This is a genomic window from Coprococcus sp. OM04-5BH (genome assembly GCF_003482105.1).
Lineage (GTDB): Bacteria > Bacillota > Clostridia > Lachnospirales > Lachnospiraceae > Coprococcus.
Genome location: NZ_QULM01000002.1, coordinates 337,503 through 352,206 on the forward strand (window position 1 = coordinate 337,503; position 14,704 = coordinate 352,206).

The window sequence follows — 14,704 nt, forward strand, 5'->3', positions numbered from 1 at the left end:
TTCTCCTTTCTATTACTCCTGTCTTGGGTCAATGATCTTAACGGCATCAGCAACACGGCCATACTGACCCTTTGCCTTCTCCCAAGCTGTGTTAGGGTCATCACCCTTCTTGATGAAATCAGTCATCTTTCCAAGAGAAACGAACTGATATCCAATAACCTCATTGTCTGCGTCAAGTGCAATACCTGTTACATAGCCCTCTGCCATCTCAAGGTAACGAACACCCTTAGCCTTTGTTGCGTACATTGTACCAACCTGTGAACGGAGACCCTTACCAAGATCCTCAAGTCCTGCACCAACTGCAAGTCCGTCATCTGAGAATGCTGACTGTGTACGTCCGTATACGATCTGGAGGAATAACTCTCTCATAGCTGTGTTGATAGCATCACAAACAAGGTCTGTGTTAAGTGCTTCAAGAATTGTCTTGCCCTGAAGAACCTCAGCAGCCATAGCAGCTGAATGTGTCATACCTGAACAACCAATAGTCTCAACCAATGCTTCCTCAATAATACCATCTTTTACGTTAAGTGAAAGCTTGCAGGCACCCTGCTGTGGTGCACACCAGCCTACGCCGTGTGTAAAACCGGAGATGTCTTCAATCTTCTTTGAGTAAACCCACTTTCCTTCTTCTGGAATAGGAGCTGGCTCATGCTTTGCACCCTTAGCAACAGGGCACATGTTTTCAACTTCCTTAGTGTAAATCATTGTGAAACTCCTTTCGAAATATAAATTACTTAATTAGGTTATGGATATTCTTAAAAACCACACCATTGGATACATTTTCTCATAAATTGACAATTTAGTCTATACCAAACCGAAAAAAAGTTATTAATAAGGAATAAAAAATTGCATATTCGCCTTATAGTTGATATCCACATATCAATAAACGTCATTACAGGCATTTTCAATTTCATTTAAAGCCTTCTTGTTATAGATTTAATTATATCAACTATATTTATCGGTAAGGTATTTGACCTTATCAACCTGTTAAGATAAAATTAAGTAAATAATTAACAATCGCCTCACTGGCAAGAATAATGGTAAGGTGACACCTGACAGTCAGGTTTTTAATAGACTGATATTCAAAAAAGGGGAATCAATATGAAATACATAGACATGCACATACACACAACCGCTTCTGATGGTTCATGTACCCCGGAGGAGGTATGTCAGAAAGTAATCGAAAAGGATCTTGCTGCATTTGCAATTACAGACCATGACACGGTAGACGGAATATTGCCGGCACTTTCATATATGAAGGAAGCCACCGGAACCGAACATGCTGACACTCTCCCGGATTTCATTCCGGGCATAGAGCTTTCCGCCATGTACAAGGACAGGGAGATCCACATCCTTGGATATTATGTGGACTATACCAATCCTGAATTTCTCGCTATACTTGACGATATAAAAAATGATCGTATCAAGCGTAATACTGCCATGTGTGAACTCTTTCAGGCACAGGGTATTGACATGACCATGGAGAAGCTTGCCCACGGCAATCCCGGTTCAGTCATTACCAGGGCACATTTTGCCAGGGTTCTTCTTGAAGAAGGCATTGTAAAGAACAAGGAACAGGCATTTAAGAAATACCTTGGGGAAGGCTGCAAATGTTATATAAAGAAAGAGGAAATTCCCTGCGAATATGCCATGAAAATTCTTAGGAAATACAGTAAGGGTGCTTTTCTTGCCCACCCTATGCTGTACAAATACGGTTACAGGGAGATTGAAGAATTGATAGAATATCTTATCCCTCTGGGACTTAAGGGCATAGAGGCGTATCATTCATCAAATAACGGCTACGACAGCGGACGTCTTCGTGAGATTGCTCTCCACTATGATCTTCTGGTATCCGGCGGCTCTGATTTTCACGGTTATATCAAGCCCGACATAGATATAGGCAGTGGACGTGGAAGCCTTCGTGTTACGGAAGCTGTATATCAAAACTGGAGCAGCAACCATTTGTAATTGCCTACGGCAAGAGTTGCTGCAACGTAACGATGTCACAGACATCATTACAATAAATAAAACACAGCCTTGGATGATCCAATGGCTGTGTTTATCTGTCTATACGAAATATTACTTATCTTCTGACTCTACTGCTGTTCCCTGCTTCTCAAGCTCTGCAACTGCATTCTTGTGCATTGGTATTCTACAGTTCTTATTGTTACCGAACTCTACAATGATAGTTGTGTCATCAGGAATATCAAGGATTGTTCCGTAGAAACCACATGTAGTCATGATATTGTCACCAGGCTCCATAGCCTTGTGCATTTCTTCTGTCTTGTTCTTCTGCTTCTTCTGAGGTCTGATCATCAGAAAGTAGAATATACCAACAAAGATCACGATATACATTACAAGCATAACAACTGAGCTTGTTGTAGATCCCTGTGGTTTACCGGATAAAACTGCTGCTAATAAATTCATTATTATTCTCCTTTTTCGTTACTCGGCACAGTCCACAAATCAATGGAGCGCCTCACTTTTTAATTTGTAATGTTAAACATTCTCATTACTTGTCAGACTTTCTATCATGGACTTCTTGTATTCAGGATACCTGTTCTCCCTGATAGCCTGTCTGATCTCTTTCATCATATTATTATAAAAATACAAATTATGCAATACACAAAATCTCATACCAAGCATTTCATTTGCCTTTAAGAGGTGTCTTATATATGCTCTGCTATAGTGGGCACAGGCAGGACATCCACATCCCTCTTCTATCGGTCTGTCATCTGTTTCATACTTTGCATTCTTAAGATTAAGCTTACCATGCTTTGTATATACATGGGCATGACGTCCGTTTCTTGATGGATATACGCAATCAAAGAAATCCACGCCTCTGTCCACAGCCTCGAGGATGTTCACAGGAGTGCCTACACCCATAAGGTATGTAGGTCTGTTCTCAGGAAGATACGGAACTGTTACATCAAGGATATTATACATCTGCTCCGCTGTCTCACCTACCGCAAGTCCTCCAACTGCATATCCCGGAAGATCAAGCTCACTTATACGCTTTGCGTGATCGATCCTTATATCCTCATATATGGCGCCCTGATTTATTCCAAATAAAAGCTGCTCCTTGTTGATTGTATCCGGAAGACCATTGAGTCTGTTCATCTCATTCTTACATCTCACAAGCCATCTGGCTGTTCTTGCCACTGAATTCTCCACATACTTTCTGTCTGCCAGTGCCGGTGCACACTCGTCAAATGCCATTGCAATGGTAGACGCAAGGTTTGACTGGATCTGCATGCTCTCCTCCGGTCCCATAAAGATCTTTCTTCCGTCCACATGGGAATTGAAGGTTACCCCCTCTTCCTTTATCTTTCTGAGTCCCGCCAGTGAGAATACCTGAAATCCGCCCGAGTCTGTAAGTATCGGTCTGTCCCAATACATAAACTTATGAAGTCCGCCCATCTTCTTTACAACCTGATCGCCGGGTCTTACGTGAAGATGGTAAGTGTTCGACAACTCAATCTGACAACCTATTTCCTTAAGATCTGTCGTTGCAACCGCACCCTTTATAGCCGCCGCTGTTCCTACATTCATGAACACCGGTGTCTCCACCGTTCCATGAACGGTTTCAAATGTGGCACTTTTGGCTCTGCCGCATTTTGCAACTATTTCATATTTATACATCAAATACTCCTTATTACTTTAATCATCTGTTACAAAAACTGTCCACATGATATAATGCACCAAATACCGCTTAAATGCAACACCTAATATATAAAAACAGACATCATTAGGAGCAGCAAACCTCCTCGGATCCGCTGCTCCTGCTTAAACCAATATATCTAACTGCACTATACAATGATCTTTTACGTTTAGTTCTTAGCTTCAAGTACTGCGTCTACACTCATCTGTTCATAATTTCCTGAGTTGTATCTGTAGTATCCGATCTTAACTGTATCTCCCGGCTGGAGCTTTGCGATCATCTTCTGAAGCTCTGTGATATCTGTTACTGTCTTACCATTAAATTCACAGATGATATCGCCTGTCTGAAGACCACACTTCTCTGCTGGTGAGCCTGAAGACACTGCTGTGATATTGACACCTGATGGCATTCCAAAGCCCTTTGTGTACTCATCAGTTACTGTCTGGGCTGTAATTCCAAGGTATGCACTTGATGATGTGCTTGTTGAAGCATTTGTACCGTTCTTGATGATATCCTGGATAATATCTGAGATATCTGAGATAGGAAGTGCATAACCCATGCCCTCTACCTGGCTGTCTACTGACTTAGCTGTGTTCATACCGATAAGCTCACCCTTCATATTTACAAGGGCGCCACCTGAATTACCAGGATTGATGGCTGCGTCTGTCTGGATAACCTTAACTGTTGAACCGTCTGAAAGTGATATCTCTCTGTCTATTGCACTTACATATCCTACTGTTACTGACTGTCCATATCCAAGGGCATTACCTATGGCAACACAAGGTGAACCAACCTCAAGATTATCTGATGAACCCATTGTGATAGCCTTTATACTGCTCTTTGTGCTGTCTTTGATCTGATCAAGGGGTACTGATACAACCGCCACATCATTGTCCTCATCATATCCCTTAACTGTTGCTTCCACTGACTCGCCATCAACAAAGCCTACGCTTAATGCCGTGGAATTCTTAACTACATGATAGTTAGTAAGGACCAAAAGATTACTGTCATCCTGGCTGATTATTATTCCTGAGCCTGCGCCCTCTGTCTCCTGCTGATATGTGTTGAACCAGTTCTGGTATGTGTTCATATATGTTCCTGATATGGAAACAATGGATGGCATTACATTCTTTGAAACTGTTGTAACATCATACACTGTATCTGTTGTGGTTGATGTCTTTGTTATAGTAGAATTATCTGCTGAATTATCCGTAGAAGCTTCTGTATCCGATGTGTCGGCAGTAGTGCTCTCTGTTATCACGCCGTTCCTGGCAAATAACTTATCTGAGCCATACTTGACTCCCTGGAATGTAGCTCCTGCAAGGATCCCGAATACTGCGCCTGCACATGCCATCCATGCCAGCTTTCTTCCAAATCCATTATTATTTTTCTTTGCTGATTTCTTTTCTGTATGCTTCTTATTCTTAACAGGAGGTGTCTGGCTGCCGCCGTTATACCCTGTACTTTCTGTAGATGTGAAATTGTTAATATGCTGAGTTCCTGCTGATGTGAAACTGCTGTTCATATGTTGTGTGCCTATGGTTCCGTAGCCGTTATACAGGTGCTGGGCACCTGCATTTCCATAACCGCTGTTCATACGCTGGGTTCCTGTGCTTCCATAGCCGCTGTTCATGTGCTGAGCACCTGTGGTTCCATAGCCACCACTCATCTGCTGTGTATAGCTGTTATCCATGCCCTGATTTTCTTTGCGGCTGTATCTGCTTCCTGTATCCAGATCGCCTGCCTGTGTGTATCCATTATTCACACTGTTTTCTGCAGACTTGCTGTTTACATTGTCCATGCCCTGTTCTTCTGTATGTGTGCATCTAGTCTCCTGGGAGGTCTCTGCTCTGTCGGTGCTTCCAGATCCTGACTCAAGCTTATCTGCCTCCATTCTTCTGCTCTCTGTCTCCGGTGTATCACTACCGAACGCATCAAAGCTCCTGTTCATGTTGTTCTGTTCATTTGAATTACTGTTATCCATATATGTCATCCTTTCTGTAGTTAATTATCAATGTCTGTATCATTTACTCGAGTTGATCATCTATGTCATTTCCTCTTTACAGGTAATAATATAATCGGAAAATGTGACGCAAATGTGTTTTTAATGTTTAAAAAATGTGTCATTTGCCCATATATCCACCTTGTTAATAAATATGAATTAATATATAATTTTCTATACATAATTTAAACTAAGCCCTTTGGGAGGATACTATAATGTTCAGAGTCTGGGGAAAGATAATGAAGGAAAACCGCCTGGTAAAGGACACAGTTATCGAGATAGATGACTACGAAATGTCCCGTACCAAGCGTGTATATAAGGCACTTGAAGATATGTGTTACGAATTTGATCTTGCCGTACCTATATGGCTTAAGAAAAATCAGGAGGATTTCATCTGCTACGCAAGGACCAGATTTACCTCTGATAACTTTATCGATTCCATTGATTTCGATTATCTGGATTTTCATGTGATCGAGGAATAAAAGTCACCGGCTACAAAGGTCAGATACACTTATAAAAAATCATGTATATCCATGCAAAATACTCATAAGCAGAACGTGTGTATATACAATACAATACAATACTCATAAACAGAGTGCATGTCTGTGCATAACCAGAGCACACACATTTGCATTAACAAAATATATGAACATAAGGAAACAATAATGTTTGAAATTAAAAAAATCTCTAAATCCTTTGGAAGAAAGAAGGTTCTTTCATCGGTTTCATTTAATGTTGAACCCGGAAGCTGTGTAGGTCTTCTGGGCATAAACGGATCAGGGAAGTCCACGCTTCTCAATATTCTGGCAGGATGTATAAAGGCTGACTCCGGAAGCTTCGGCTTCACCGGATCCGGTAAGAGGATAAGCTTTCTGCCACAGGACAATCCCCTTATTCCGGAATTATCCGCTATAGACAATATTAAATTATGGCACTCCGGTGGCAATAAAGTCCTTACCTCTGAGTATGCAGTCTCCATCCTTGAGAAGCTTGGGGTAAATGCATTCCTCCATAAAAAGGTAAAGGACATGTCCGGCGGTATGAGAAAGAGGCTCAGCCTTGCCATCACTATGATGGAAGCCCCTGATCTCCTACTCCTTGATGAACCCCTGGCAGCTCTTGACATGCTGTGCAAGAATGGGATACTGTCCTATCTCACAGAATACAGAAATTCCGGCGGAAGTATAATAATCGCCACCCATGAAGCGGCGGCTCTCAACATCTGTACTACAGTCAATATACTGAGAAACGGAACTATGACCGTGGTGCAAGGCTCAGGAAGCAGGCTTCTTGAGGAGGATTACATGCGTCTTCTCCTTGGAAAGGATATATAAGGAATAAATGTTTAAACGATTGATCTTAACTGACCTAAAAAGAATAAAGACATTATTTGTGCCAATGCTTATTGCCTCCTTTTTTCTTGCTGCCATAATATCCGGTCTGTCTGTACTCTCAGGAAAATTATTATACAGCAAGGATAAACAGGAGCCTGTTGACATAGGAATAGTAATGTCCGCAGATTCAAGTATGTCTAACATGGCATACAACATGGTCTCCGACATGAAAAGCTACAGCAGCTACACCAATATAATAAAATATCAGGACAAAGCCTCCGGCATAAAAGCTGTTGAATCCGGAGAATTAAAGGCTCTGATACTGGTTCCCGACAACGTGCTGTCAAGCATTATGAACGGGGAAAATGAACCCATAGAGGTCTACTACAATCAGGACGGGACCCTTACCACCTACCTGCTAAAGGATATATTTGTATCTACCTCATCAATGCTTGGAACCTCCCAGGCAGTCATATACGCCTACCAGAGGATGGCACGGAGCATGGAATGGCCCGATGAGATTTATTCTGCCATGCTCCAGGAAATAAATGAGCTTACAATAAACTATGTATTAAACAGAACAGATATATTTGCAGAGATACACGCAGACGCCACAGGAGTCTATACTCCAACGGAGCATTATCTGGCGTCCGGCATACTTATACTGCTGTCCCTCCTTGGGATAATATATATTTCATTTATCAAAAACAACAACCGGGCATATATCATAAAATTAAAATCCCATGGTATCGGTGGGGTGAAATGCTCTGTAAGCCAGATGATTGCCATGACATCAGGCTTGTATGTAATATTCATTCTGCTGTATGGAATACTTTTTATAGTCTCCCGGCTGTCAGATGGTCTGGACATAAGCTTCACACCATGGATATTCCTCTATGGACTTTTGCTGTGTCTTACAGTTTCCTTATTTACCCTTGCAATAGGAAAGCTTCCTGTAAGCCAGGCTGCCGCAGGGCTGTTATATCTGTGTATCCTTATTGCCCTTGCTTATATAGGCGGGCTGCTGGTTCCACGAAATCTGCTGCCGGAATTCGCAGGGGATATCAGCGGATACTCACCATACCACCTTCTCCACAAGATGTTGTGCAGATGTCTGTACGGCTAAAGCAAACAAGGGGCACTAACGAAAACAATTTTAACTGGTTAATATTAAGGACAAGAAATGAAGAAATTTTTGATACTTTTTAAAAGAATGTGCATGAAGCCATTAAATCTTATAATATTATTGATCCTGCCGGTCATAGCCATCACCTTCCGTATGCTTCCGGAGAAGTCCGTGAAGAGCAGCATTACCACCGGCATATATATTGAACAGGAAGACCAGTGGCTTGACAGCTTTAAGAAGCTTATGGGCACTCATAGTGACGCCTTTGTATTTGAATTTGCAGGATCGTCAGATGAATTGAGAAATGCTGTGGAATCAGGAAGATATGATTGCGGATATGTAATAGGTAAGGATTTCTCGGCTAACTTCATAGAGGATTACAAGTCTGCAAGGATAAATGTCCTTACAACAAGCAACACCTCCTACGACACCGTAACCATGGAGATTATCATGTCAGAGCTGTTAAAGGCTTATGATGGTGCCATAATCGATCATTATCTGTCGGTGTCCTCTTCTGCCTCCCCATATTATACAGATGACGCAGAGAAGCTCCTTGATACTGCATATTCCGAGATACTTAACAGCGACGAGATATTCTCAATCTCTGCAAATGATACCGGTGAATTTGCCAGCATCAGGCTGTTGGATTTCACATTTCCTTTTGAAAAATTCGCAGGCTTTGTAATATTCACCGCTTCACTTATGGGACTTCTGACCTATAAAAAAGATGAAAATGACAATATATACAAAAAGCTTAACAAGTCCGGTCAACTTAAATTCTATGTTGTAAATGTACTGGTTTATCTGCTGCCTGCTGCCTTGTCAGGCTTTATTGCAATAGGAATATTTAAGGGCTTTGATAACACACCTGCACTTCTTCTCAAGATGTTATTGTACATCCTCATATGTATGATATTCTGTTCGGTGCTTGAGATTTTCGTGAAAAGCTACAGGGTATTCACCGCCGTACTTCCTATCATTCTGGCATGTACCCTGGTGCTTTCACCTATATTTATAGATCTGACTGATAAGAATGTAATGTTCAGGCTTCTGTCATACCTGTTCCCACCAACTTATATGTAGGTTATGATACTTATACTATAAAGCGTTCATCCTTAACTGAGATCTCTGCTCTTGCGGCAGTGGTTTCAGTTATTTTTTTTGTGAGCATGTCCACCGCTTCCACAGGGATCAGCGCTGTAAATCTCACATTTTCAGTGTACTCCGTTCCGGCTATTATCACATCCTCATTATTAAGCAGGTATGATATCTTTCCTGAATCGTTGTAATTTGTAGTTATGTCAACTTCTTTTATTTTGTACTTCTTCTTGATACCGGCAGCATTTAACGCCACCTTGGCGGCTTCCGTATATGCTCTCACGAGACCACCTGTTCCCAGAAGTGTTCCACCGAAATACCTTGTGACAACTATGCATATATCAACCACTTGATTGCCTGTTATCACTTCAAGTATAGGCTTTCCCGCAGTTCCCGAAGGTTCCCCATCATCAGAAAACCTGAGCAGTGTATTTTCATTTCCAATGGCAAATGCATAACAGTTATGCCTTGCGTCATAACGCTTCTTTCTTATCTTCTCAATAAAGGCAAGAGCTTCCTCCTCGGAAGCAACAGGCTCCGCATAGCCGATAAATCTGGATTTTTTCTCTACTATCTCATCTGTCCCCGAATTAGTTATGGTAAAAAAAGTGTCTGCCATAATTCCTCCTTTCAAAGCAAATTTGATCTACAATATTTTAAAAATTAAAAGCCACAATGCCTTGAGTGTGCCCAAAACATCATGGCTGTTTTTACCGGTCTTACTGGCTGAGCAATTTTGTAAGCTCATCCATAAATGTATTAACGTCCTTGAACTCTCTGTACACCGAAGCAAATCTTACATATGCCACCTGATCAAGATCCTTTATCTTATCCATAACAATCTCACCGATCTGTGTGCTGTCAACCTCCTTAACTTCAAGGTTGAAGATTTCATTTTCAATATCATCAATGCACTTTGTAACCGCTTCTGCCGAAACAGGTCTCTTATGACAGGATTTGATAACCCCTGCCTCTATCTTTCTTCTGTCGTAGGTTTCTCTGTTCTTATCTTTCTTGATAACAATAAGAGGAATCGTCTCAACCTTCTCATAGGTTGTAAATCTTCTTCCACAAGCATCGCACTGTCTTCTTCTTCTGATAGAATCGCCGTCATCTGCCGGTCTTGAATCAATTACTCTTGTATTATCTACGCTGCAAAATGGACATTTCATATGTTCTTTTCTCCTTATACCTCTGCTCTTCCTATTTCGGGGCACACATCTACCAGAACTATGTCCGGTCCAATCCTGACTACATTACAGAAATCTATGTAATATTCCTCTGCCACTCCAAAGCACCAGAAGCTCTTGCTCTGATTTGGGACAATGATAGCCAGTATCTTACCTGAACACGGATCAAATTCTATATCTGTTACATAACCCAGTCGCCTGCAATCCTTGCAGTTAATAACTTCCTTCTCTCTCAATTCACAAAATCTCATAGGACACCAGATGAATTATATTATAATATATTCTATGCTTCCACATGAAATTGATGAATTACTCATATAATATTATCATTTATGCCACCGTCAACTGTATTACGGTGACACAAATGATATTCATAGTTCTTATAATGATCTTTCATACCGATCTTTTTATACTGACCTTTAGTGATCCTTCGTAATGATCTTAACCGGACACTTTGAGGCACATGTACCACAATGGTTACACAGCTCAGGATTAATATGTGCAAGATTCTGGTCAAAGGATATGGCCTTCATCTCACAGTTTCTCACACACAGGGTACAACCGATACAGCCTGTCTGGCACACCGCCTTAACCTCCTTGCCCTTTTCCTTTGAATTACATCTTACAAGATAAGGGGCATCATAAGGAACCAGCTCAATGAGCTTTCTAGGGCAGACAGATACACATTTGCCACATGCCTTACACTTGTCCTTGTTTATCACTGCAATTCCGTCCACTATATCTATGGCATCAAATTCACACACTGCTTTACATGAACCAAATCCTGTACATCCATAAGTACATCCCTTAGGTCCGTTGTTAGGATTGTTCTGTGCCAGCCTGCAGTCCTTAGGTCCTACATACTCATACACATCCTTTGCCTTCTCACAGTCTCCTGCGCACTTGACAAATGCCACATATCTGGTATTCTCCACGTTCTCAACCCCAAGCACTGCACTGATCTTTTCCGCCACTGCCGCTCCGCCTACAGGACATGCTGAAGGTGGCATTTCGCCCTTGGCAATAGCTGCTGCCAGACCATCACAGCCGGGATATCCACATCCACCGCAGTTATTTCCCGGAAGTGCCTCTCTTATGGCGACCTCCTTAGGATCAACCTCAACCTTTAATTTCTCTCCGGCAACACCAAGGAGTATGCCCACGAGAATACCTATACCACCAACTACCGCTACTGCAATAAGTACTGCTTCAATATTCATAGCCACACCTCCTACATCATTCCTGCGAAGCCGAAGAATGCGATAGCCATAAGTCCTGATGTAAGAAGCACGATAGGTGTTCCCTTAAATGCCTCAGGTATATCGCTGTACTCTATCTTCTCTCTTATTCCCGCAAGTATTGTGATTGCTATCGCGAATCCCAGTGCAGAACCAAATCCGTTGATAGTACTCTTTAAGATACTGTATTCTGCCTGAACATTGTTAAGTGCGATACCAAGCACTGCACAGTTTGTTGTGATCAGCGGAAGATACACACCAAGTGCCTCATAGAGAGGCTTAACCTTCTTCTTAAGGAACATCTCAACCAACTGTACAAGTGCTGCAATAACAAGAATGAACACTATGGTATTGAGATATTCAAGATGAAGCTTCACAAGTATTCCGTAATATATACCGCTTGTCACACAGGAGGCAATGGTCATTACAAAGATTACCGCTCCACCCATACCTGTGGCTGTCTTAACTGACTTGGATACTCCAAGGAACGGACATAAGCCCAGGAACTGGCTGAGTATTACGTTATTTACAAGGGCTGCCCCAATAGCAAAAAGTAAAAGCTCCATTATGCCTCACCGTCCTTTCCTGTTTCCCTGGCTTCCGGCTTATTCTCGGCCGGCTTAACCTCAGGTTTTACTTCTGTATTAATCTCAGGCTTTTTCTCAACAGGTTTTGCCACTGTTTTCTGTTCAACAGGCTTTGTCTCTGCCTGAGCCTCTGCTGCCTTCTTGCCGGCACACAATACATTTGCACAGCCTGCACAACCCTCAGGTCTGCAGAACTCTGATGTATCCTTGCCCTCCGCTGCTGCCTTTGCTGCCTTTTTTGCATTTCTCTTATTTAAGAATGCTATAAGAAATGCAAGTACAAAGAATGCCCCCGGTGCCAGGACAAATATTGTTATCGGCTTGTAATATGCAAGTACATCACCGATGGATTTTAATGCACCGTTGCTGTTTGATGATAGAAGATTTCCGTCACCAAGTATCTGATAGTTAAATACACAGCCCTTACCGATAAGTTCTCTGAAAGCACCTATAACAGTAAGGCCTATTGTAAATCCAAGTCCCATTCCAAGACCATCAAAGAGTGATGGCATAACCTTATTCTTTGACGCATAGCTCTCTGCACGTCCGAGAATAATACAGTTTACAACTATAAGCGGAATGTAGATACCAAGACTGTCGTTCAGTGATGGTATGAATGCCTGAAGAAGAAACTGTATAACTGTAACGAATGATGCGATTATTACGATATAGGCAGGTATCCTGACCTTGTCCGGGATAACCTTTCTGAGTAATGATATCGCCACATTTGAAAGCACCAGGATACAGGTCGTTGTAAGACCCATTCCTGCACCGTTTATTGCTGAAGAAGTAACCGCAAGTGTAGGACACATACCAAGCATCTGTACAAATGTAGGGTTTTCTTTAACAATACCATTGTATAAGCGTTCCGTACATTTACCCATTAGTTGTTACCTCCTTCTATGCTCTTAAAGTAACTTATACCGGAATTAACGGCATTGGTTACGGCATTGGTAGTTATAGTGGCACCACTCAAGGCGTCTATCTCATTGTCTGCTGCGGCACCTGACTTGGTATACTTGAACTCGTCCACCTTCTTGCCTGCGAACTGCTCCTTAAATGTATCCTTGTCAGCCTCCATACCAAGACCTGCTGTCTCGGAAAGTGAAAGGAACGAGATACCGTTTACGGTTCCGTCCGTTGTGATACCCATGGCAAGCTGGAGGCTTCCGCCGTAAGCTTCATTTGATGTTACAAGGAATACATAACCCACTGTCTCACCGGATGAATCCTTAGCTGCTACCGCCTCATCTATTACATCACTGTCAAAGCCTGCTGCTTTTAACACATCTGCCGCATCGGAGCAGTCATACTCTTCAAATGAATCGGCACCGTTAAATACTGCCTTGTATGCCTCTTCCTTGGCATTCTGCTCTGCCTGTGCTATAGGCTCCTTTGTAATGTCATATACATATCCAAGGGCAAATCCTGCCACACAGGTGATTATAAGTATCGCAGCAACTGCAATGGCAATAGACTTCTTATCAACACGCTTGCTGCTGCCCGCCTGTGAGCCCTCTGCCTTGAGAAGCTCTGCTCCCTGTCCGAAGGACTTAGGCATTGTAACCTTCTCAATAAGAGGCACAAGAAGATTTGCAAATATAATTGAATATGATACTCCCTCTGCTGAACCTCCGAATATTCTGAAAAGGAAGGTCAGAAGTCCAAGGAGTGCACCGAATATATATTTGCCCCCCTTTGTTATAGGGGATGTAACATAGTCTGTTGCCATGAAGAATGCACCTAACATAAGTCCGCCGCCACACAGGTGAGCTGCAAGATATGTTGGGTCGAAGCCGCCATTTGCCGCACTGTATACTGATATGAGCACTGCAAATGTTCCTATGTACATAAGCGGTATGATAGGGCTGATAACTCTCTTGACGATAAGGTAGATACCGCCCACAAGGATACATATAACCGAGGTCTCACCGATGGTTCCCGGTATTGTGCCCTTGAACATATCAAGAAGATTTATGGCACTTACGCCATTTGCCTTAAGCTCTGCAAGTGGTGTTGCTGTTGTCACACCATCGTATGTGAAGCTTGTCATCTGTCCTGCAAATGAAATAAGCAGGAAACATCTGGCACCCAGGGCAGGGTTCATGAAGTTCTGTCCAAGGCCGCCGAACAACTGCTTTACTATTACTATTGCAAATGCACTTCCAAGGATTGCCATCCATACAGGCACATCCGGTGAAAGGTTAAGGGCAAGAAGAAGTCCTGTTACAATGGCACTGCAGTCCTTGACTGTCACCTTTCTCTTAAATAAAACCTGACAGCCCCACTCAAATAAAACGCAGGAAACTATACAGGTGAGCACCAAAAACAGTGCATGATATCCAAAATTGTATATTCCAAATATGGTTGCAGGCATTAATGCGATGATAACATCTGCCATCAGACCTGTAGTCGTTCCGTCATCTCTTACGTGAGGAGATGATGATATCTTAAATGTCTGTTCCACT

16 protein-coding genes are annotated in these 14,704 nt (G+C 42.2%); 5 read left to right on the forward strand and 11 right to left on the reverse strand.

Going from position 1 to position 14,704, the window contains the following annotated elements; all coding sequences use genetic code 11:
- Positions 1 to 12 precede the first annotated feature (12 nt).
- Positions 13 to 705, reverse strand: coding sequence for an iron-sulfur cluster assembly scaffold protein (locus tag DXB54_RS07055; RefSeq protein ID WP_021937940.1), 693 nt, complete (start codon positions 703 to 705; stop codon positions 13 to 15).
- A gap of 396 nt (positions 706 to 1,101) precedes the next feature.
- Between DXB54_RS07055 and DXB54_RS07060 the strand changes: the two genes are divergently transcribed.
- Complete coding sequence (locus DXB54_RS07060; RefSeq protein WP_118694695.1) at positions 1,102 to 1,968, forward strand: PHP domain-containing protein; 867 nt, start codon at positions 1,102 to 1,104, stop codon at positions 1,966 to 1,968.
- A 111-nt stretch (positions 1,969 to 2,079) separates the two neighbouring features.
- Here DXB54_RS07060 and yajC read toward each other — a convergent pair whose 3' ends face one another.
- The 3 genes from yajC to DXB54_RS07075 form a co-directional block, all read right to left on the reverse strand.
- A complete protein-coding gene (yajC, locus tag DXB54_RS07065) occupies positions 2,080 to 2,427 on the reverse strand; it encodes a preprotein translocase subunit YajC (RefSeq protein ID WP_021937938.1) in 348 nt (115 codons plus the stop codon).
- 72 nt (positions 2,428 to 2,499) lie between these two features.
- Complete coding sequence (tgt, locus tag DXB54_RS07070) at positions 2,500 to 3,642, reverse strand: tRNA guanosine(34) transglycosylase Tgt (protein ID WP_021937937.1); 1,143 nt, start codon at positions 3,640 to 3,642, stop codon at positions 2,500 to 2,502.
- Positions 3,643 to 3,830: 188 nt separating this feature from the next.
- Positions 3,831 to 5,645, reverse strand: coding sequence for a S1C family serine protease (locus DXB54_RS07075; RefSeq protein WP_158578202.1), 1,815 nt, complete (start codon positions 5,643 to 5,645; stop codon positions 3,831 to 3,833).
- 233 nt (positions 5,646 to 5,878) lie between these two features.
- On the opposite strand from DXB54_RS07075, the gene DXB54_RS07080 reads away from it, so the two are divergent.
- The 4 genes from DXB54_RS07080 to DXB54_RS07095 all read left to right on the forward strand — a co-directional run bounded on the left by DXB54_RS07080 (position 5,879) and on the right by DXB54_RS07095 (position 9,206).
- Positions 5,879 to 6,145, forward strand: coding sequence for a hypothetical protein (locus DXB54_RS07080; RefSeq protein WP_021937935.1), 267 nt, complete (start codon positions 5,879 to 5,881; stop codon positions 6,143 to 6,145).
- Positions 6,146 to 6,328: 183 nt separating this feature from the next.
- Complete coding sequence (locus tag DXB54_RS07085) at positions 6,329 to 6,997, forward strand: ATP-binding cassette domain-containing protein (RefSeq protein WP_118694697.1); 669 nt, start codon at positions 6,329 to 6,331, stop codon at positions 6,995 to 6,997.
- Between the two features lie 7 nt (positions 6,998 to 7,004).
- Positions 7,005 to 8,123, forward strand: a complete 1,119-nt coding sequence (locus DXB54_RS07090; RefSeq protein ID WP_118694698.1) for an ABC transporter permease — start codon at positions 7,005 to 7,007, stop codon at positions 8,121 to 8,123.
- Between the two features lie 93 nt (positions 8,124 to 8,216).
- Positions 8,217 to 9,206: an ABC transporter permease gene (locus DXB54_RS07095; RefSeq protein ID WP_158578203.1), complete on the forward strand. Its 990-nt coding sequence runs from the start codon at positions 8,217 to 8,219 to the stop codon at positions 9,204 to 9,206.
- Positions 9,207 to 9,216: 10 nt separating this feature from the next.
- Here DXB54_RS07095 and DXB54_RS07100 read toward each other — a convergent pair whose 3' ends face one another.
- The 7 genes from DXB54_RS07100 to DXB54_RS12390 all read right to left on the reverse strand — a co-directional run bounded on the left by DXB54_RS07100 (position 9,217) and on the right by DXB54_RS12390 (position 14,703).
- Complete coding sequence (locus DXB54_RS07100) at positions 9,217 to 9,840, reverse strand: YigZ family protein (protein ID WP_118694700.1); 624 nt, start codon at positions 9,838 to 9,840, stop codon at positions 9,217 to 9,219.
- Positions 9,841 to 9,940: 100 nt separating this feature from the next.
- Positions 9,941 to 10,393 carry a transcriptional regulator NrdR gene (gene nrdR, locus DXB54_RS07105; protein WP_118694701.1) on the reverse strand — a complete coding sequence of 151 codons (453 nt, stop codon included), beginning with the start codon at positions 10,391 to 10,393 and terminating at the stop codon, positions 9,941 to 9,943.
- Between the two features lie 14 nt (positions 10,394 to 10,407).
- Positions 10,408 to 10,647, reverse strand: coding sequence for a YlmC/YmxH family sporulation protein (locus DXB54_RS07110; RefSeq protein WP_330426366.1), 240 nt, complete (start codon positions 10,645 to 10,647; stop codon positions 10,408 to 10,410).
- 183 nt (positions 10,648 to 10,830) lie between these two features.
- Positions 10,831 to 11,631, reverse strand: coding sequence for an RnfABCDGE type electron transport complex subunit B (locus DXB54_RS07115; protein WP_021937928.1), 801 nt, complete (start codon positions 11,629 to 11,631; stop codon positions 10,831 to 10,833).
- A gap of 11 nt (positions 11,632 to 11,642) precedes the next feature.
- Positions 11,643 to 12,218, reverse strand: a complete 576-nt coding sequence (locus DXB54_RS07120; RefSeq protein WP_118694702.1) for an electron transport complex protein RnfA — start codon at positions 12,216 to 12,218, stop codon at positions 11,643 to 11,645.
- Entirely contained in the window at positions 12,215 to 13,120 is a 906-nt protein-coding gene (gene rsxE, locus DXB54_RS07125; RefSeq protein ID WP_118694703.1) for an electron transport complex subunit RsxE, read from the reverse strand. The genes DXB54_RS07120 and rsxE overlap by 4 nt, the downstream gene beginning before the upstream one ends.
- Positions 13,120 to 14,703, reverse strand: a complete 1,584-nt coding sequence (locus tag DXB54_RS12390; RefSeq protein ID WP_118694704.1) for an RnfABCDGE type electron transport complex subunit D — start codon at positions 14,701 to 14,703, stop codon at positions 13,120 to 13,122. The genes rsxE and DXB54_RS12390 overlap by 1 nt, the downstream gene beginning before the upstream one ends.
- Position 14,704 lies beyond the last annotated feature (1 nt).

Coding starts and splice junctions, on each gene's coding strand:
- DXB54_RS07055 (WP_021937940.1), bottom strand. CDS start 705: ATGATTTACACTAAGGAAGTTGAAAACATGTGCCCTGTTGCTAAGGGT.
- DXB54_RS07060 (WP_118694695.1), top strand. CDS start 1,102: ATGAAATACATAGACATGCACATACACACAACCGCTTCTGATGGTTCA.
- yajC (WP_021937938.1), bottom strand. CDS start 2,427: ATGAATTTATTAGCAGCAGTTTTATCCGGTAAACCACAGGGATCTACA.
- tgt (WP_021937937.1), bottom strand. CDS start 3,642: ATGTATAAATATGAAATAGTTGCAAAATGCGGCAGAGCCAAAAGTGCC.
- DXB54_RS07075 (WP_158578202.1), bottom strand. CDS start 5,645: ATGGATAACAGTAATTCAAATGAACAGAACAACATGAACAGGAGCTTT.
- DXB54_RS07080 (WP_021937935.1), top strand. CDS start 5,879: ATGTTCAGAGTCTGGGGAAAGATAATGAAGGAAAACCGCCTGGTAAAG.
- DXB54_RS07085 (WP_118694697.1), top strand. CDS start 6,329: ATGTTTGAAATTAAAAAAATCTCTAAATCCTTTGGAAGAAAGAAGGTT.
- DXB54_RS07090 (WP_118694698.1), top strand. CDS start 7,005: ATGTTTAAACGATTGATCTTAACTGACCTAAAAAGAATAAAGACATTA.
- DXB54_RS07095 (WP_158578203.1), top strand. CDS start 8,217: ATGAAGCCATTAAATCTTATAATATTATTGATCCTGCCGGTCATAGCC.
- DXB54_RS07100 (WP_118694700.1), bottom strand. CDS start 9,840: ATGGCAGACACTTTTTTTACCATAACTAATTCGGGGACAGATGAGATA.
- nrdR (WP_118694701.1), bottom strand. CDS start 10,393: ATGAAATGTCCATTTTGCAGCGTAGATAATACAAGAGTAATTGATTCA.
- DXB54_RS07115 (WP_021937928.1), bottom strand. CDS start 11,631: ATGAATATTGAAGCAGTACTTATTGCAGTAGCGGTAGTTGGTGGTATA.
- rsxE (WP_118694703.1), bottom strand. CDS start 13,120: ATGGGTAAATGTACGGAACGCTTATACAATGGTATTGTTAAAGAAAAC.